The sequence below is a fragment of the Pseudomonas sp. GL-B-26 genome (genome assembly GCF_019947405.1).
Classification (GTDB): Bacteria; Pseudomonadota; Gammaproteobacteria; order Pseudomonadales; family Pseudomonadaceae; genus Aquipseudomonas.
Window position 1 is genome coordinate 93,756 of the sequence record NZ_JAGYGJ010000013.1, and the last position, 17,741, is coordinate 111,496.

The 17,741-nt window shown below is 60.0% G+C and carries 15 protein-coding genes; all 15 read right to left on the bottom strand.

What is annotated here, in order from left to right; translation table 11 throughout:
• Positions 1-107: 107 nt before the first annotated feature.
• A complete protein-coding gene (dtd, locus tag KGB23_RS11175; RefSeq protein WP_008149496.1) occupies positions 108-545 on the bottom strand; it encodes a D-aminoacyl-tRNA deacylase in 438 nt (145 codons plus the stop codon).
• A complete protein-coding gene (gene pip, locus KGB23_RS11180) occupies positions 542-1,513 on the bottom strand; it encodes a prolyl aminopeptidase (protein WP_223431133.1) in 972 nt (323 codons plus the stop codon). Before pip ends, dtd begins: the two co-directional genes overlap by 4 nt.
• 113 nt (positions 1,514-1,626) lie before the next feature.
• Complete coding sequence (locus KGB23_RS11185; protein WP_223431134.1) at positions 1,627-2,547, bottom strand: alpha/beta hydrolase; 921 nt, start codon at positions 2,545-2,547, stop codon at positions 1,627-1,629.
• Positions 2,547-3,494, bottom strand: coding sequence for a choline ABC transporter substrate-binding protein (locus tag KGB23_RS11190; RefSeq protein WP_223431135.1), 948 nt, complete (start codon positions 3,492-3,494; stop codon positions 2,547-2,549). Before KGB23_RS11190 ends, KGB23_RS11185 begins: the two co-directional genes overlap by 1 nt.
• A 309-nt stretch (positions 3,495-3,803) precedes the next feature.
• Positions 3,804-4,607, bottom strand: a complete 804-nt coding sequence (gene hutG / locus KGB23_RS11195) for an N-formylglutamate deformylase (RefSeq protein ID WP_223431136.1) — start codon at positions 4,605-4,607, stop codon at positions 3,804-3,806.
• 10 nt (positions 4,608-4,617) lie between these two features.
• The gene (gene hutI, locus KGB23_RS11200; protein ID WP_223431137.1) at positions 4,618-5,823 is read right to left on the bottom strand and encodes an imidazolonepropionase; all 1,206 of its coding nucleotides are present in this window, start codon (positions 5,821-5,823) and stop codon (positions 4,618-4,620) included.
• 17 nt (positions 5,824-5,840) lie between these two features.
• Positions 5,841-7,250 carry an amino acid permease gene (locus tag KGB23_RS11205; RefSeq protein ID WP_150656751.1) on the bottom strand — a complete coding sequence of 470 codons (1,410 nt, stop codon included), beginning with the start codon at positions 7,248-7,250 and terminating at the stop codon, positions 5,841-5,843.
• 110 nt (positions 7,251-7,360) lie between these two features.
• Positions 7,361-8,893 (bottom strand): histidine ammonia-lyase, encoded by a 1,533-nt coding sequence (hutH, locus tag KGB23_RS11210; protein WP_223431138.1) that lies wholly within the window; start codon positions 8,891-8,893, stop codon positions 7,361-7,363.
• A 132-nt stretch (positions 8,894-9,025) separates the two neighbouring features.
• Positions 9,026-10,549, bottom strand: a complete 1,524-nt coding sequence (hutH, locus tag KGB23_RS11215; protein WP_223431139.1) for a histidine ammonia-lyase — start codon at positions 10,547-10,549, stop codon at positions 9,026-9,028.
• 145 nt (positions 10,550-10,694) lie between these two features.
• Complete coding sequence (locus KGB23_RS11220; RefSeq protein WP_008149478.1) at positions 10,695-11,525, bottom strand: glycine betaine/L-proline ABC transporter ATP-binding protein; 831 nt, start codon at positions 11,523-11,525, stop codon at positions 10,695-10,697.
• On the bottom strand, positions 11,522-12,373 hold the full coding sequence (locus KGB23_RS11225; RefSeq protein ID WP_095127535.1) for an ABC transporter permease: 852 nt from the start codon (positions 12,371-12,373) through the stop codon (positions 11,522-11,524). Before KGB23_RS11225 ends, KGB23_RS11220 begins: the two co-directional genes overlap by 4 nt.
• Before the next feature lie 70 nt (positions 12,374-12,443).
• Positions 12,444-13,412, bottom strand: a complete 969-nt coding sequence (locus KGB23_RS11230; RefSeq protein WP_123361141.1) for an ABC transporter substrate-binding protein — start codon at positions 13,410-13,412, stop codon at positions 12,444-12,446.
• Positions 13,413-13,481: 69 nt separating this feature from the next.
• Positions 13,482-14,954, bottom strand: coding sequence for a purine-cytosine permease family protein (locus tag KGB23_RS11235; RefSeq protein WP_223431140.1), 1,473 nt, complete (start codon positions 14,952-14,954; stop codon positions 13,482-13,484).
• Between the two features lie 166 nt (positions 14,955-15,120).
• The gene (gene hutU, locus KGB23_RS11240; protein WP_223431153.1) at positions 15,121-16,788 is read right to left on the bottom strand and encodes a urocanate hydratase; all 1,668 of its coding nucleotides are present in this window, start codon (positions 16,786-16,788) and stop codon (positions 15,121-15,123) included.
• A gap of 379 nt (positions 16,789-17,167) precedes the next feature.
• Complete coding sequence (locus tag KGB23_RS11245) at positions 17,168-17,737, bottom strand: HutD family protein (protein ID WP_223431141.1); 570 nt, start codon at positions 17,735-17,737, stop codon at positions 17,168-17,170.
• Positions 17,738-17,741 lie beyond the last annotated feature (4 nt).

Consider the following 17,741-nt stretch of genomic DNA (forward strand, 5'->3'; position numbering starts at 1 on the left):
GATTATCTAGTAGGCCGCGTTACAACGCATCAGGGGTAACAAAGTATTTATCGCGAAAAACGCCTGTTTTCAGTCGAAAAGCCCTTAAAAACATGTTTCAAGGGCTTTCAGGTCTGTAACAGGAAGGTTACCGGGCCGTCGTTGACCAGGTGCACCTGCATATCCGCGCCGAATCTACCTGATGCCACAGTGCCATGCACCTGTTTCGCTTTACCTAATAGATAGTCGAAAAGCTCCTCACCCAGGGCCGGAGGGGCAGCGGTCGAAAAACTCGGACGCAACCCGCTCTTGGTATCGGCGGCCAGGGTGAACTGTGAGACCAGCAGCAACCCACCGCCTACATCCGCCAGGGACAGATTCATCTTGCCCTCGGCATCACTGAACACACGATAGTTAAGCAGTTTCTGCAGAAGTTTGTCGGCGCTGGCCCGAGTATCCTCGGGCTCGACCGCCACCAGCACCAGCAATCCCTGATCGACGGCGCCAACCACCTCCCCCGCTACCTCGACTCGTGCGCCACGCACGCGTTGCAGCAGGCCCTTCATGCTTCTTCAGGGGCCAGATCGAGCAGTCGATGGGCCATCTGATTGGCGGCACGAACCAGTGCGTCAGTAATGCCAGGTTCGGAGGCGGCATGGCCGGCGTCACGGATCACCTGCAATTCACTGTTCGGCCAGTTCTGATGCAGTTCCCAGGCGTTGTCCAGCGGGCAGATCACGTCGTAGCGGCCATGGACGATCACGCCAGGCAAATGGGCGATCTTGCCCATGTCGCGGATCAGCTGGTTGGGCTCAAGGAACGCATTGTTGGTGAAGTAGTGACATTCGATGCGGGCGATGGACAGCGCGCGCTGCGGCTCGGAGAAACGATCGACCACCATCGGGTTCGGGCGCAGGGTGGCGGTCCGGCCTTCCCAGGTGGACCAGGCCTTGGCCGCGTGCATCTGGGCAATCTGATCATTGCCGACCAAGCGTTTGTGGAAAGCCGAGAGCAAGTCTTCGCGCTCGTCCAGCGGGATCGGCGCGATGTAGTCCTGCCAGTAATCGGGGAACAGACGACTGGCGCCACACTGGTAGAACCACTCGATTTCCTGCGGCCGGCAGAGAAAAATCCCGCGCAGAATCAGACCGTGCACGCGCTCCGGGTGGGTTTGCGCGTAGGCCAGCGCCAGGGTCGAGCCCCACGAACCGCCAAACAGCACCCATTTATCGATGCCAAGGTGCTGGCGAATCCGCTCAAGGTCGGCGACCAGATCCCAGGTGGTGTTGTTTTCCAGGCTGGCGTGGGGCGTGGAACGACCGCAACCGCGCTGGTCGAAGGTCACAATGCGATACAGGTTTGGATCGAAATACCGACGGCTCTGGGCATCACACCCGGCGCCGGGGCCGCCGTGGATGAATACAACCGGCAAACCTTCCGGTGAACCGCTTTCGTCGACATACAGCGTGTGGGTTTCATCGACGGCCAGATCGTGCCGGGCGTGGGGTTTGATCTGCGGGTACAAAGTCTGCATTGCGCGCTCCGTAAGGGGTCGAGGTCATCCCTGGGGGGACTTCTATTATTCTGCCGTCCGGCATCATAAACCCGAATTACGCCAATGAGCATGCCTTGCAGAGTCAGAGTTTTTCAGCCGGTTTTTTCAGACAAATAGCCGAGCAGCGTTTCATAGAGCGCGTCGACCTCGGCGACCTGCCCCCGAGCCCGCAGACAGCCGTGAACCAACCCCTCCCCGTAATAAAGCGTCGCTGCCACGCCTGCTGCGTTCAATCGCTCGGCGTACAGCACGCCGTCATCGCGCAACGGATCGAATTGCGCCACGGCGATCAAGGCCGGCGGCAACCCACTGAAATCCTCGGCGAGCAACGGCATCGCGTAGGCACCTGGCTGTCCAGTGCCGCGCAAGTACAGGGCGTGATAACAGTCCAGATCGCTACTGCTGAGCAAGGGAGCATCGACGCATTCACTGCGCGACGGCAATCGGTGATCACCGCCCAGCCCCGGATAAATCAGCACCTGCGCCGCCGGCAATGGCTCCCCCGCATCGCGCAACGCCAGACACAACGCAGCCGCAAGGTTGCCACCGGCGCTGTCCCCGGCCACCAGCGTTCGCTCGGGATCGAGCCGGAACGGCCCGGCCCGTAGCGCGCGCCAGACACCCAGACAATCCTCGAACGCCGCCGGAAACGGATGTTCCGGCGCCAACCGATAATCGACCGCGATCACTAGCACACCGAGCGTCGATGCCAGTTCGGCGCAGATAAAGTCGTGGGAATCCAGGTCCCCTACCACCCAGCCGCCGCCGTGCAGATACACGATGCACGGGCAACCGCCGGTCGGTGGCGAAACCGGCGGTTGATAAGACCGCACCGGCACGCCGGCCAATTCAAAATCCACCACATAAAGCCCGGCGGGACGCGCCGGGGTGAACACCCGGCACAGGTCGCTATAAGCCTGGCGCAAACCGCCGAGGCTGCTGTCGGTGCTGTTGAAGCTGACGGTTTTCTCGACGAAAGCCGTCATTTGCTCGGATAACGGATAGGAACTCATCAAAGTTTCAAACTGGCCTGAACGGTCGCCACGCCATCCTTGCCATCAAAACTGCTGACACCGGCGAGCCAGCGCTGCAGATCCTCGGGATGATCACGCAGCCATTGTCTGGCAACGTCCTGAGGGGTCTTGCGTTCCATGATCGGCACCATCAACTGGCTTTCCTGGGCAGCGCTGAAGGTCAGGTTTTCCAGCAGGCGATTTACATTCGGGCAGCGCTGGGCGTAATCCGGGGCGGTCACGGTGGAGACGGTGGCGGCGCCCTCGTTCGGGCCGTAAACGTCTTCGCTGCCGGTCAGGTAGGCGATTTTCATGTTGATGTTCATCGGGTGCGGGGTCCAGCCGACGAACACCACGAGTTCCTTGCGATTCACTGCCCGCTGAACGGCGGCAAGCATGCCGGCCTCACCCGACTCGATCAGCTTGAAATCCTTCAAGCCAAATTGATTGGTCTCGATCATGGTTTTGATCGTGGTGTTGGCGCCACTGCCCGGCTCGATGCCGTAGATCTTGCCCCCGAGCTGATCCTTGAATTTGGCGATATCGGCGAAGGTTTTCAGGCCCGCTTCGGCGACGTACTCCGGTACGGCGAGCGTAGCCTGGGCGTCGGCCAGGCTCGGCTTGTCCAAGACTTTCACTTGATTGGCAGCCAGGAACGGCGCGATGTTTTTGTCCATCGCCGGTTTCCAGTAACCGAGGTAGATGTCCAGACGCTTGTCGCGGATACCGGCAAAGATGATTTGCTGCACGGCGCTGGTTTGCTTGCTTTCGTAGCCGAGGCCGTTGAGCAGCACATCGGCCATGCCACTGGTGGCGATCACATCGGTCCAGTTGACCACGCCCATGCGCACGGCCTTGCAGGAAGCGTCGTCACTGGCCAGGACGCTGGTGCTCAGCAGAGCAGTGCCGCAGAGGATTGAGAGACAGCGGATAAACGGTCTTTTCATTGGGGAGGTTCTCGTGCGGCAGCGGATTATTGTGGGCCCGGTGTCTTCATGCACCGTGGGCCAAACATTACGCAGCAGACGAGCGGTAAAAGCGACCTGTGGCGACCGTGTTTTGCACGGTGGCGACCGTTCCAGTCAGGTATCGAGGCGAGTGATGACCTGTGGCGAGGGAGCTTGCTCCCGTTGGGCTGCAAAGCAGCCCTGAAAACAGACACCTTGTGGTGTCAGACGGACCGGTTTGCAGACTTTGCGACTGCTGCGCAGCCGAGCGGGAGCAAGCTCCCTCGCCACAGGGTATTGTGCTGAGCGTTAGCGCTTGTAGTGTTCCTGCCCCCAAGCCAGCAGCCCTTGCAACAACTCCTTGAGTACCACCTGCGTCGGTGCCGCCAGATCCGGGCGATAGCGGAACGGCTCGAACTCTTCCATGTACGAGCACTGGCCCAACTCCAGTTGCACGGCATGGATGTTCTCGGCCGGATTGCCGTAATGCCGGGTGATGTGGCCGCCCTTGAAGCGACCGTTCAGCACATGGCTGTAATCGTCGTGGCGTGCGCAGATCGCTTCCAGTTGAGTGGCCAATTGTGGATCGCAACTGGCGCCGTTGAAGGTGCCTAGGTTGAAGTCCGGCAGTTTGCCGTCGAACAGGTGCGGGATGATCGAGCGGATCGAGTGCGCATCGAACAGCAATGCGTAGCCGAACTCGGCTTTCAGTCGCGCCAGCTCGTTCTGCAACGTGCTGTGGTACGGCGTCCAGATCTGCTCCAGGTAAGTCGCGCGCTCTGCGGCCGATGGCTCATACCCTTCGCGGAACAATGGAATACCGTCGAACAGCGTCGCCGGGTACAGGCCGGTGGTCGCACCGGCATACAAAGGCTTGTCGTCAGACGGTCGGTTCAAGTCGATGACAAAACGCGAGTACTCGGCGGCCAAGGTGCTGGCGCCCAGCTCGGCAGCAAATTCGTAAAGCTGCGGAATGTGCCAGTCAGTGTCCGGCAGGCTTTTCGCGTCGGGGATCAACCCGGCTTCGACCGTCGGGGTCAGGCGCAGGCCGGCGTGGGGCATGCTGATCAGCAGCGGTACGCGACCTTGTTTGAAGTTCAGAACCTTATCCACAACTGTTCTCCTAAATGCTCACTTCAACGCCGTGACGCACGACGCGTTTTTCCAGGTCACCGCCCAGCCAGTACGACAGATCGGCCGGACGATCGATTTGCCAGGCGACGAAATCTGCACACTTGCCGACTTCCAGCGAACCGTGGGTTTCAGCCATGCCCAGCGCCGTGGCGGCATGAATCGTTGCACCGGCCAAGGCTTCTTCCGGGGTCATGCGGAAACAGGTGCACGCCATGTTCAGCATCAAACGCAACGACAGCGCCGGTGAGGTGCCTGGGTTAAGGTCGCTGGCGATGGCAATTTTCACGCCGTGTTTGCGCAGGGCCTCCATCGGCGGCAACTGGGTTTCCCGCAGGAAGTAAAAGGCGCCGGGCAGCAACACCGCGACGGTGCCAGATTCCGCCATGGCGATGGCGTCGTCTTCGGTCATGAATTCCAGGTGATCGGCCGACAGTGCGTGGTAACGCGCCGCCAGACTCGAACCATGCAACGACGACAACTGTTCGGCGTGCAGCTTCACCGGCAAACCGAGTTGTTGCGCGGTGATGAACACCCGCTCGACCTGTGCCGGCGAAAACGCCAGGTACTCGCAGAACGCGTCCACGGCATCCACCAGCCCTTCGGCGGCCAGGGCCGGCAGCATCTCGGCGCAGATGTGATCGATGTAGTCGTCGGCACGGTCCGCGTATTCCGGCGGCAACGCGTGAGCGGCCAGGCAGGTGCTGCGCACGCTGACCGGCAGTTCGGCGCCGAGGCGGCGGATGACCCGCAGGATCTTGCGTTCGCTGGCCAGGTCCAGGCCGTAGCCGGATTTCATTTCGACCGTGGTCACGCCGTCGCGCATCAGGCTTTTCAGACGCTTGGCGGCGCTGGCGAACAGCTCGTCTTCAGTGGCCGCGCGAGTGGCGCGCACGGTGCTGGCAATGCCACCACCGGCCGCTGCGATTTCTGCATAGCTGACGCCTTGCAGACGCTGTTCGAATTCACCGCTGCGGTTACCGCCGAACACCGTGTGGGTGTGGCAGTCGATCAGGCCCGGCGTCACCCAGGCCCCTTTAAGATCATTGACTGCCGGGTACTCGCCCGACGGCAGTTCAGCGCGTGGGCCGATCCACTCAATGTGCGCTCCTGACGTCACGATGGCCGCATCCTCGATGATCGAGTAGACGCCTTGCGCCATGGTTGCGACGTGGCAGTGTTGCCAGAGAGTTTTCATCCGTGGCCTCCGTTAGGTTATCGATGAGAAAAAGAAGGTTCCCGCTCCACGGGTACTGCCTTGCCTGCCGCCGGTTTCACCCACGTCAGGTAGGCCAGCACCAGCAATACAATCCAGACCACGCCGACGATCAGAGCCGCCTGGGTGTCCGGGAAATAGCCCAGCACGCCAAAGATGAACAGCATGAAGGCAATCGCCGCCATTGGCGCATAGGGCCAGAAAGGCACCGGGAATTTCAGTTGGGCGACCTGCTCGGCACTCATGGAACGACGCATGGCCACTTGGGTGAACAGAATCATCAACCAGACCCATACAGTGGCGAAGGTCGCAATGGACGCGATCAACAGAAATACGTTTTCCGGAATCAGGTAGTTCAGCAGCACGCCCAGCAGCAGCGCGGCACTCATTACCACCACGGTCATCCATGGCACGCCGTTGCGCGACAAGCGGGCGAAGCCCTTTGGCGCGTGCCCTTGCTGGGCCAGACCGTACATCATGCGGCCAGCGCCAAAGATGTCACTGTTGATCGCCGACACCGCCGCCGAGATCACCACGATATTGAGAATGGTCGCCGCCGAGCTGATCCCCAGATTGTCGAAAATCTGCACGAATGGGCTGCCTTGGCTGCCGATCTGCTGCCATGGAAAGATCGACATCAGTACGAACATCGTCAGCACGTAGAACAGCAGGATACGCAACGGTACGGCATTGATCGCCCTGGGCAGCACGCGCTGCGGGTCTTTGGCTTCACCGGCCGTTACGCCGATGATTTCAATGCCGCCGAACGCAAACATCACCACCGCAAACGAAGCGATCAGGCCGCCCACGCCATTGGGCATGAAGCCGCCATGGCTCCAGAGATTGCTGATGTCGGTCGCCTGAGCGCCGGGCGCCGTGCTGATGCCGAACAGCATGATGCCAAAGCCACCGAGGATCATCGCGACGATGGCCGCCACTTTGAGCAGCGACAGCCAGAACTCCATTTCGCCGAAGACTTTGACGTTGCACAGGTTCAAGCCGCCGACCACCGAAACGATGCCCAGCACCCAGATCCAGCGGGCGACTTCCGGAAACCAGAAGCCCATGTAAATACCGAATGCGGTGACGTCGGCCATGCCGACGATGACCATTTCAAACGCGTAGGTCCAACCGAGGATGAAGCCCGCCATCGGCCCAAGATAAGTGCTGGCGTAGTGGCCGAAAGAACCGGCCACCGGATTGTGCACCGCCATCTCGCCGAGGGCGCGCATGACCATGAACACCGCCGCGCCACCGATCAGGTAAGCGAGCAGGACCGCAGGCCCGGCCATTTGAATGGCCGAGGCAGAACCGTAAAACAGCCCGGTGCCGATTGCCGACCCCAGCGCCATGAAGCGAATATGTCGGGCAGAGAGCCCGCGTTTCAAACCCTTTTCTGGCTGTTGCATTGCTCGTCCTTATTTATTCTTATTCGACGCAAAATCGAATCGCGAGCAAGCTCGCTCCCACATTGGATTGCATGAACCCTGTGGGAGCGAGCTTGCTCGCGATAGGGCCATTACAGGCTAGGCAGCAACTTCGCCGGTACCAGCGCGTTCAGGCAACGGCTCGCCAACAACTCGCTCGCCGCGTTGATGTCCGGTGCAAAGAAGCGATCCTTCTCATAGAAAGGCACTTGCGCACGCAGAATCCCGCGAGCCTCTTCCAGCTTCGAAGAAGTCTTCAGACCATCGCGCAGATCCAGACCTTGGACCGCAGCCAACCATTCCACCGCGAGAACGCCGCGAGTGTTTTCGGCCATTTCCCACAGACGCTTGCCGGCAGCCGGCGCCATGGAAACGTGATCTTCCTGGTTCGCGGAAGTCGGCAGGCTGTCCACCGAGTGCGGATGGGACAGCGCCTTGTTCTCGCTGGCCAGTGCCGCAGCGGTCACCTGGGCGATCATGAAGCCGGAGTTCACGCCGCCATTGGCCACCAGGAACGGCGGCAGTTGCGACATGTGCTTGTCCATCATCAGCGAGATACGACGCTCGCTCAGGGAACCGATTTCAGCGATGGCCAACGCCATGTTGTCGGCAGCCATGGCGACCGGTTCGGCGTGGAAGTTACCGCCGGAGATCACGTCGCCTTCAGCGGCGAATACCAGCGGGTTGTCCGAAACGGCGTTGGCTTCGATGGCGAGCACTTCGGCGGCCTGACGGAACTGGGTCAGGCAGGCTCCCATGACTTGCGGCTGGCAGCGCAGGGAGTACGGGTCCTGAACCTTTTCGCAGTTCTGGTGCGAGTCGGACACTTCGCTGCGCTCGCCCAGCAGATCGCGGTAAGCAGCAGCGGCATCGATCTGGCCTTTCTGGCCACGAGCAGCGTGGATACGTGCGTCGAACGGTGAGCGCGAACCCAGCACGGCTTCAACGGTCAGTGCGCCCAGCGCCACAGCGCCAGCGAACAAGTCTTCACCTTCGAACAGACCACGCAGCGCGTAAGCGGTGGACACCTGAGTACCGTTGAGCAGCGCCAGACCTTCTTTCGCAGCCAGGGTCAGCGGGGTCAGACCGGCCACTTTCAGCGCTTCGGTTGCTTCCATCCACTCGCCTTTGTAGCGAGCTTTACCTTCGCCCAGCAGCACCAGCGACATGTGGGCCAACGGCGCCAGGTCACCGGATGCACCAACCGAACCTTTCAATGGAATGTGCGGGTAAACCTCGGCATTGATCAGGGCGATCAGTGCGTCGATGACCTTGCGACGAATACCGGAGAAGCCACGGCTCAGGCTGTTGACCTTCAGCACCATGACCAAGCGAACCAGTGCGTCGCTGATCGGCTCGCCAACACCGGCGGCGTGGGACAGCACCAGCGAGCGCTGCAGGTTTTCCAGGTCTTCGCTGGCGATACGGGTCGACGCCAACAGGCCGAAACCGGTGTTGATGCCATAAGCGGTGCGGTTCTCGGCGAGGATCTGTTCCACGCAGGCAACGCTGACTTCGATCTGGGCCGAGGCACTGTTGTCGAGGGTGATTTTGACCGGTTGCTGATAAACATCACGCAGTTGGGCAAGGCTCAGTTGGCCGGGAATAAGGTTTAAAACAGTCATTTCTATGCTCCTTTTGAGAGATTTATTCTTCATAAATGAAGAGTACTCACCAGACGCTCCGGAGATGTCCGTTGTCCGTCGCGTCTCGCCTTCTGGGGAGCCGCGCCTTGGCACGCTGGTGTTTTGTAAAAATCAGTTCAAGTTTGGTAACGCGCTGTGCAGCAAAACAGGGTCTTTCAAAACGGCGGCGGCACTGGCGATGTCCGGTGCCAGCCAGCGGTCCTGGTCGTAGGCCGGGACTCGCTCGCGCAGCAGACGCCAGGCGGCATCGGTACCGGCGCCGAAGCGTTGCTCTTTCAAGAATTCAAACGCCTGAGACGCCAGCAGGTACTCGATGGCGAGGATCTGCGTGCAGTTTTCCAAGGCGCGATGCAGCTTCAGCGCGGCGTTGGTGCCCAGGCTCAGGTGATCTTCCTGCAGGCCCGAGGTGACGTAGTTGTCGAGCACCGCCGGTTGCGCCAACTGACGGTTTTCCGCACACAGCGAAGCGGCGACGTACTGGACGATCATCATCCCGGAATTCACCCCCGGATTGGCCACCAGGAATGCCGGCAAACCGCTGACATGCGGGTTGATCAAGCGATCCAGGCGACGTTCGGCGATGGAGCCGATTTCCGCCATGGCGATGGCCAGTAAATCCGCCGCCAAGGCCACGGATTGACCGTGCGGGTTGGCTTGGGACACCACCCGGAAGTCGTCCGGCGTGCCCAGCAGCATAGGGTTGTCGGTGACCGAGTTGAGTTCGGTTTCGATCTGTTTTTTCGCGTGCTCAAGTTGGTCGCGAGCCGCACCGTGAACCTGCGGGATAGAGCGGATGCTCAGCGCATCCTGAGTGCGAATGCCTTTGCTGCTGGCAATCACTTCACTGCCATCGAGCAACGCACGCAAGTTGATGCCGACTTGCTGCATGCCTGGGTGAGGCTTGAGCGCGATGATCTCGGCATCGAACGCAGCAATTTGACCGCGCTGGGCTTCGAAGCTCATGGCACCGATCACGTCAGCCCATTGCACCAGACGCGTCGCGTCGGCGATTGCCAGGCAGCTGAGGCCGGACATGCACGGCGTGCCGTTGACCAGGCACAGGCCATCTTTGGCGCCCAGTTGAACCGGTTGCAGACCTTCTTCGGCCAGGGCCTGCTGCGCAGAAACGATCTGCCCGCGATAGCTGACATTGCCGACACCCAGCAGCGCGATGCTGATGTGGGCCATGTGGGTCAGGTAACCCACCGAACCCTGGGACGGCACTTGCGGGGTGATGCCGCGATTGAGCAGCGCCAGAAGACCTTCGACGACCCGGCGATGAATGCCGGATTTGCCATGGCTGTAGTTGCGAATAGCGGCGCAGATGATTGCGCGGGTCTGTTCGTCGGCCAGTGGCGCGCCAACGCCACAGGCGTGACTGAGCAGGGTGTTGCGCGACAATTGGCTGAGCTGCTCGTCTTTGAGCGAAACATTGCACAGCGCGCCGAGGCCGGTGTTGACGCCATAGGCGCGCTCGCCGCTGACGACGATGCGCTGGACGATCGCCTGGGCATTTTCGATCCGCGCCCAGACCTGTGGTGACAGCTCAAGCTGTGCGCCATGACGGGCGACGGCGACCACATCCTGCCAACGCAACGGGGCGTCGGCGATAACGATTTTTTCAGCCTGGGACATCTTTGACCTCATACAAAATTCTTGAACGCATGACACCTGTGGCGAGGGAGCTTGCTCCCGCTGGGCTGCGAAGCAGCCCCAAAAAATCTGCGACCGCTTCGCGCTCGAGCGGGAGCAAGCTCCCTCGCCACAAAAGCGGTCTGTCTTAAACCACCGCAGCCCGACGCTGAACGAACCGATCGACATACTCATCCGCTGGCGAATGCAGGATCTCTCTTGGCGTACCCACCTGAATCAGGCGGCCATCCTTGAGGATCGCAATGCGGTTGCCGATGCGCACGGCCTCGTCGAGGTCGTGGGTGATGAAGACGATGGTCTTGTGCAGGGTCTTTTGCAGTTCCAGCAACTGGTCCTGCATCTCGGCGCGAATCAGCGGGTCGAGGGCACTGAAGGCTTCGTCCATCAGGATGATGTCGGTGTCTGCCGCCAGGGCGCGAGCCAGGCCCACACGCTGACGCATGCCGCCCGAGAGCTGATGCGGGTATTTGTTTTCGTAGCCCTTGAGGCCCACGGTGTTGATCCAGTGCAGCGCGCGCTCGGAGCACATTTGCTTGGTCTCGCCACGCACTTTCAGGCCGTAGGCGACGTTATCCACCACAGTCTTGTGCGGCAGCAGGCCAAAGCTCTGGAACACCATGCTGATCTTGTGCCGGCGAAATTCGCGCAGGGCTTCCATGTCGTATTGCAGGATGTCCACGCCGTCCACCAGGATCGCGCCGCTGGTCGGGTCGATCAGGCGGTTGAAGTGGCGCACCAGCGTCGACTTGCCGGAACCCGACAGGCCCATGATCACGAAGATCTCACCGGTGCCGATGCTCAGGGACAAGTCGTTCACGCCGACCACGCAGCCGGTTTCGGACAGCACCTGATCCTTGGTTTTGCCCTGGCCGATCATGGCCAGCGCATCCTTGGAACGGTTGCCGAAAATCTTGAAGACGTTTTTGACTTCGATCTTGCTGATGGCTTCGTTGTTCATTTGCTCACCTCATGCCGTGCCCGACCATACGCCTGAGTAATACGGTCGATAACCACTGCCAGAATCACGATCGCCAGACCGGCCTCAAGACCACGTCCGACGTTGAGGGTCTGAATCCCCACCAACACGTCTTCGCCCAAGCCACGGGCACCGATCATCGAGGCAATCACTACCATCGACAGGGCCATCATGGTGGTCTGGTTGATCCCGGCCATGATGCTCGGCAGGGCCAGCGGAAGTTGCACGCCAAACAGTTGCTGCCAACGGTTGGCACCGAAGGCGTTGATCGCTTCCATCACTTCGCCGTCGACCTGGCGAATGCCCAGATCAGTCAGGCGGATCAGCGGTGGTGCGGCATAGATCACGGTGGCGAAAATCGCCGGGACTTTGCCCAGACCGAACAGCATCAGCACCGGGATCAGGTACACGAAACTCGGCATGGTCTGCATGATGTCCAGCAGCGGCATCAAGATCGAACGCAGGCGATTGCTGCGTGCCGAAAGAATGCCCAGTGGAATGCCGATCAGCACCGAAATGATCGTCGCCACCATCATCAGCGCCAGGGTTTGCATCAGCTTGTCCCAGAGGCCGACCGCACCCACCAGGAACAACAAGCCAACGATCACAGCCGTGGTCACGACTTTGCGAGTCGCGTGCCAGGCAACGCCCGCGACGATGGCGAGCATCAACCACCAGGGTGCCGCACGCAGCAGGCCTTCAAGGTTGACGATGGCCCACAGCAGCGTGTCCGAGATTTGCCGGAACACGTCGCCGTAGTTGGTGACCAGCGTATCGACCCAACTGTTGACCCAGTCGGCGATGGAAAAGGTAAAGCTTTCGGGAAACATAAGAGACTCTCAATCAAGGGGTTGCGATCAAGCATCCGACTGCCGCTCAGGGCAGTCGGAGAGGCTCAACCTACAAGGCCGCGTCGATCTTTTTGGCTGCGTCTTCGCTCACCCACGCGTGCCAGACTTCAGGATGTTCCTTGAGGAAGATTTTCGCCAGTTTTGGTGACTCGATCCGCTCTTTGGCCATGCGCCCGAGGTTCTGGTTGAGCAGGTCGATTGGCAGGTTGACCTTTTCCAGCACGGCCACCAGTTCCGGAGCTTGCTCGTGGAAAGTCTTGGACAGACCGACCTTGATGGTCACTTCCTTGTTCACGCCTGGTTTCTCTTCGAGTTTCACCAGGTCAACCTGGCCCATCAGCGGGGTTGGCGACCAGTAGTAGAACAGGATCGGCTCGCCACGCTTGTAGCTCGACAACACCGCGGCATCCAGTGCCGGACCGGTGCCCGGACGGAAGTTGGTGTAGGTGCTTTCCAGGCCGTAGCTTTTCAGCATTTCGCTGTTGTCGAGCTCACAGGTCCAGCCGGCCGGGCAGTTGTAGAAACGGCCCTTGGATGGCTCTTCCTGATCCTTGAACACGGCAGCGTATTTACCCAGATCGGCAATCGCTTTCAGGTCCGGAGCTTTAGGCTCCAGTTTGCGCTTGGCGTCGCCTTCGATCACGTAACGCGGCACGTACCAACCTTCGACAGCACCCACGACAGGCGCGCCGACACCGACAACCTTGCCGGCCTTCTCGGCCTTGTTCCAGACTTCGCTACGACCAACCCACTCTTCGGCGAAGATTTGAATATCGTTGCTGCTCAGGGCGTTTTCCATGGTGATGGAGTTGCCCGGCAGGCTGTCGGTCTTGCAGTCGTAGCCTTTCTCCAACACGACTTGCAGCACGTCGGTCAGCAGCATGGCGCTTTCCCAGTTCAGGCCGGCAAATTTCACCGGTTTGCCCGACTCGCACCAACCCGCCGCCTGAGTGGCGCCGGCGCTGGCCAGCAGGCCCATGGAAAGCAATGTGGTCAGCAGGGTCTTGTTCGATTTCATTGTAGTGACGCTCCTAATCATGAGTTGGCTTACGGCAGTCAAGAGGCATCCAGCCCTGTCCACGTCCAATCAGGCCTGCGCCGCAGCGCGACCGGCCCCGCTTGTTATAGGTGCTGCATCGCTGTCCTGCTCGACTGGCAGAATCAGGTGATCGGGTACTGCGCTGTGCCATTTTTTCGCGCACACGTAATACAGGCCTGCGGGAACTACCAGACCGATGATCCAGGAAATATCCACATCACCCAGGGCCGCCACCAGCGGACCGGTATAGAACTTGGTGGAGATGAACGGCAACTGCACCAGCACACCGAAGACATAAACGCTGATACCGAGGACGTTCCAACGGCCGTAGCGACCATTCGGATCGGCCAGCGCCGGCACGTCATAGCGCTCGCGGGTGATGCAGTAGTAGTCCACCAGGTTGATAGCGCTCCATGGCGTAAAGAACGCCAGCAAAAACAGGATGAAGGACTTGAACGCACCGAGGAACGAGTGCTGACCGAGCAACGCCATCAGGGTCGCAGCGCCGACGATGACCAGCACGAAGACCAGACGCTGCAAGCGCGTTACTTTCAGATCACCACGAAAACCGCTGATGACGGTCGCAATGCACATGAAGCTGCCGTAGGAGTTCAGCGTGGAGATGGTGACCTTGCCAAACGCGATGCTGAAATACAGCAACGCAGCGGTGGCACCGGTACCGCCCAAACCAACGATGTAGGCCACTTCATGGCCGGCGAATTGGCCGTTGGCCGAAGCGGCGGCAAACACGCCGAGGATCATCGCCACTTGTGCGCCAATCACCGAACCCGCGCCAGCGGCGAAAAAGGTTTTCACCGAAGACGTCTTGCTCGGCAGGTAGCGTGAATAGTCAGCCACGTAAGGACCGAAGGCGATCTGCCAGGACGCCGCGAGCGACACCGCCAGCAGGAAGCTGCTCCAGCTGAAGTGGCGGATTTGCAGGAGTGCACCCACGTCCGTCTGGCTCATCAGGCGGCTGAACAGGTAAACAAAGGCAATCACACCAATGACGCTAGCGAAACGGCCGATCCAATGGATCACCCGATAACCGAGCACCGTCACCAGCACAATGACACTGGCGAAGATCAGGATGCCGACGCTGTCGCTGACACCAAACAACTGGCCCAGCGCCTGGCCGGAAAGCACAGTGCCCGTAGCGGTGAAACCGAGGTACATCAGACAGACCAGCACGATCGGGATGGCCGCGCCATACACGCCGAACTGTACCCGGCTGGAGATCATCTGTGGCAGGCCAAGCTTGGGCCCTTGCGCCGCATGCAGCGCCATTACGCCACCGCCGAGCAGTTGACCGATCAACAGACCGATCAACGACCAGAACACGTCACCGCCCAGCACCACGGCCAGGGCCCCGGTGACAATCGCGGTGATTTGCAGGTTGGCACCCATCCACAGGGTGAACTGGCTCAACAGACGACCGTGTCTCTCCGCTTCCGGGATGTAGTCGATCGAACGTTTCTCGATCAACGGTTTACTGCCTGCACGATCGCTGTTAACAGCCATGATTCAACCTCTGTGGATTGTTATTTAGGGTTCAACCGGGAAGCCGCTTTATGTGGGAGCGGGCTTGCTCGCGAAGACGTCGGCACATCCACCATCAACGTCGACTGATCTACCGCTTTCGCGAGCAAGCCCGCTCCCACATGAGCCAGTTTCCACAGGTATTGCGTTATTTGCCGGTAATCATCGGCAGGTTCAGCCCTTGTTCCTTGGCGCAGTCGATCGCGATCTGGTAACCCGCATCGGCGTGACGCATGACGCCGGTCGCCGGGTCGTTGTGCAGGACGCGAGCGATACGCTCGGCCGCTTCGTCAGTACCGTCGCAGACAATCACCATGCCCGAGTGCTGGGAGAAGCCCATGCCGACGCCGCCGCCGTGGTGCAGGGAAACCCAGGTCGCGCCGCTCGCGGTATTGAGCAGAGCGTTGAGCAGTGGCCAGTCGGACACGGCATCGGAACCGTCCTGCATCGATTCGGTTTCGCGGTTCGGGCTGGCTACCGAACCGGAGTCCAGGTGGTCGCGACCGATCACGATTGGCGCGGACAATTCACCGCTGCGAACCATTTCGTTGAATGCCAGACCGAGCTTGGCGCGCAGGCCCAGGCCAACCCAGCAGATACGTGCCGGCAGACCCTGGAAGCTGATGCGCTCGCGCGCCATGTCCAGCCAGTTGTGCAGGTGGGCGTCGTCCGGGATCAGTTCTTTGACCTTGGCGTCGGTTTTGTAGATGTCTTCGGCGTTGCCCGACAGTGCAGCCCAACGGAACGGGCCGATACCGCGGCAAAACAGCGGACGGATGTAAGCGGGTACGAAGCCTGGGAAGTCGAATGCGTTCTCGACGCCTTCTTCTTGGGCCATCTGACGGATGTTGTTGCCGTAGTCGAAGGTCGGAATACCCATCTTCTGGAATTCGAGCATCGCTTTAACGTGCACGGCCATGGATTGCTTGGCGGCTTTGACGACAGCGGCTGGCTCGGTCTTGGCGCGAGCACGGTACTCTTCCCAGGTCCAGCCGGCTGGCAGGTAACCGTTCAGCGGGTCGTGGGCGCTGGTCTGGTCGGTGACCATGTCCGGGCGCACGCCGCGCTTGACTAGTTCCGGCAGGATTTCAGCCGCGTTACCCAGCAGGGCGATGGAAATCGCTTTGCCTTCTTTGGTGTATTTGGCGATACGTGCCAGAGCGTCGTCGAGGTCGGTGGCTTGCTCATCGACATAACGGCTGTTCAGGCGGAAATCGATGCTGACCTGCTGGCATTCGATGTTCAGCGAGCAAGCGCCGGCCAAGGTCGCGGCCAGTGGTTGAGCGCCGCCCATGCCGCCGAGGCCTGCGGTCAGGACCCAACGACCTTTCAGGTCATCGTTATAGTGCTGGCGACCGGCTTCGACGAAGGTTTCGTAGGTGCCCTGAACGATGCCCTGGCTGCCGATGTAGATCCAGCTGCCGGCAGTCATCTGGCCGTACATGGCCAGGCCTTTGGCGTCCAGTTCGTTGAAGTGTTCCCAGCTCGCCCAGTGTGGCACCAGGTTGGAGTTGGCGATCAGTACGCGCGGGGCATTGCTGTGGGTCTTGAACACGCCGACCGGCTTGCCGGATTGCACCAGCAGGGTCTCGTCGTCGTTCAGGTTGGTCAGGCTTTCGACGATCTTGTCGTAGCATTCCCAGTTACGTGCCGCACGACCGATACCACCGTAAACCACCAGTTCTTTAGGGTTCTCGGCGACTTCCGGGTCGAGGTTGTTCATCAGCATGCGCAGCGGCGCTTCAGTCAGCCAGCTCTTGGCGGTCAGCTTGTTACCGCGGGCAGCGCGGATTTCAACATCACGAAACTTGGTCATTTTATTGTCAGTCACGAAAGAGACTCCTCAGCGATCAATCCAAACCTGAATCAGTGGACGTTGCGAGGAGTCTCGATCGACTCATACGCATACGTCTTTACTTGTACATACAAGCATATGCAATCAAGCGGCCAACTTGCTGGATGAGTGTTCAAGAAAAGTTTTGAAAGGGCTAAAAGGCGCCTGGATCAAGGGTTCTGGCAAAGATGAAATTTTTCGAGGGGATTTTGCGAGGAGGGTTACAGCTGTTACTTGAGCGTGGTTTTGCGCCACGCTGGGGCGTTCGGTAACAAAGTGGTGCGCGTTGGGGAACGTTTAAAAGCAAAAAGATCGTCCGAAGGCTCGGGCCGCGCTCGGACGATCTTTTGGGAATTTTGAATCAGCGTGCGATCAGTTCGATCACACAGCATGGGCCATTGCTGGAGACTTCCAGCAGGCCGGCGTTACCGTCGAGTTGCAGGCAATCATGGCGACCGAGTTGTGAGGCGCTGTTACCAACCTTCACTTCAAGCTCGTCGGTGATACTGAACACGAGCACGGTGCCTGCCGAGCTGAAAAACCGCTGCTCGCCGTCCAGCCACTGCAATCGCGCGCTATAACGCTGCGGCGCATAAATCAGGTTGAAGTCGCGGATCGGCGCACCGAGCAAAGTGCAGGAGACCTGGCTCTCGCCACTGAAAGCAAATGGGTCCAGCGGTAACAATGGCTGCGTGTCCTGGCCATCAACCCGCAAGGTCATGCCCTCGCCTTGCAACACCGTGATCACTCGCTCATAGCCGGCGAATGTCGAGAAACCGCCCGACTCGCCGATATCGGCAATCGACAGACGCCAGCCGAAACCCTCAAGGCCGGCACCTCCATCACGGGTGATTTCTTCAGTGCTGCCGCCGCCGTTTTTCCATGGCATGCGTGGGTAATCAACTGCGCGTAAAACCTTAAACTCACTCATTTAT

Excerpts from the sequence above, each read along its gene's own strand:
- dtd (WP_008149496.1), bottom strand. The coding sequence starts at position 545 with ATGAAGGGCCTGCTGCAACGCGTGCGTGGCGCACGAGTCGAGGTAGCG.
- pip (WP_223431133.1), bottom strand. The coding sequence starts at position 1,513 with ATGCAGACTTTGTACCCGCAGATCAAACCCCACGCCCGGCACGATCTG.
- KGB23_RS11185 (WP_223431134.1), bottom strand. The coding sequence starts at position 2,547 with ATGAGTTCCTATCCGTTATCCGAGCAAATGACGGCTTTCGTCGAGAAA.
- KGB23_RS11190 (WP_223431135.1), bottom strand. The coding sequence starts at position 3,494 with ATGAAAAGACCGTTTATCCGCTGTCTCTCAATCCTCTGCGGCACTGCT.
- hutI (WP_223431137.1), bottom strand. The coding sequence starts at position 5,823 with ATGAAAACTCTCTGGCAACACTGCCACGTCGCAACCATGGCGCAAGGC.
- KGB23_RS11205 (WP_150656751.1), bottom strand. The coding sequence starts at position 7,250 with ATGCAACAGCCAGAAAAGGGTTTGAAACGCGGGCTCTCTGCCCGACAT.
- hutH (WP_223431138.1), bottom strand. The coding sequence starts at position 8,893 with ATGACTGTTTTAAACCTTATTCCCGGCCAACTGAGCCTTGCCCAACTG.
- hutH (WP_223431139.1), bottom strand. The coding sequence starts at position 10,549 with ATGTCCCAGGCTGAAAAAATCGTTATCGCCGACGCCCCGTTGCGTTGG.
- KGB23_RS11220 (WP_008149478.1), bottom strand. The coding sequence starts at position 11,525 with ATGAACAACGAAGCCATCAGCAAGATCGAAGTCAAAAACGTCTTCAAG.
- KGB23_RS11225 (WP_095127535.1), bottom strand. The coding sequence starts at position 12,373 with ATGTTTCCCGAAAGCTTTACCTTTTCCATCGCCGACTGGGTCAACAGT.
- KGB23_RS11230 (WP_123361141.1), bottom strand. The coding sequence starts at position 13,412 with ATGAAATCGAACAAGACCCTGCTGACCACATTGCTTTCCATGGGCCTG.
- KGB23_RS11235 (WP_223431140.1), bottom strand. The coding sequence starts at position 14,954 with ATGGCTGTTAACAGCGATCGTGCAGGCAGTAAACCGTTGATCGAGAAA.
- hutU (WP_223431153.1), bottom strand. The coding sequence starts at position 16,788 with ATGACCAAGTTTCGTGATGTTGAAATCCGCGCTGCCCGCGGTAACAAG.
- KGB23_RS11245 (WP_223431141.1), bottom strand. The coding sequence starts at position 17,737 with ATGAGTGAGTTTAAGGTTTTACGCGCAGTTGATTACCCACGCATGCCA.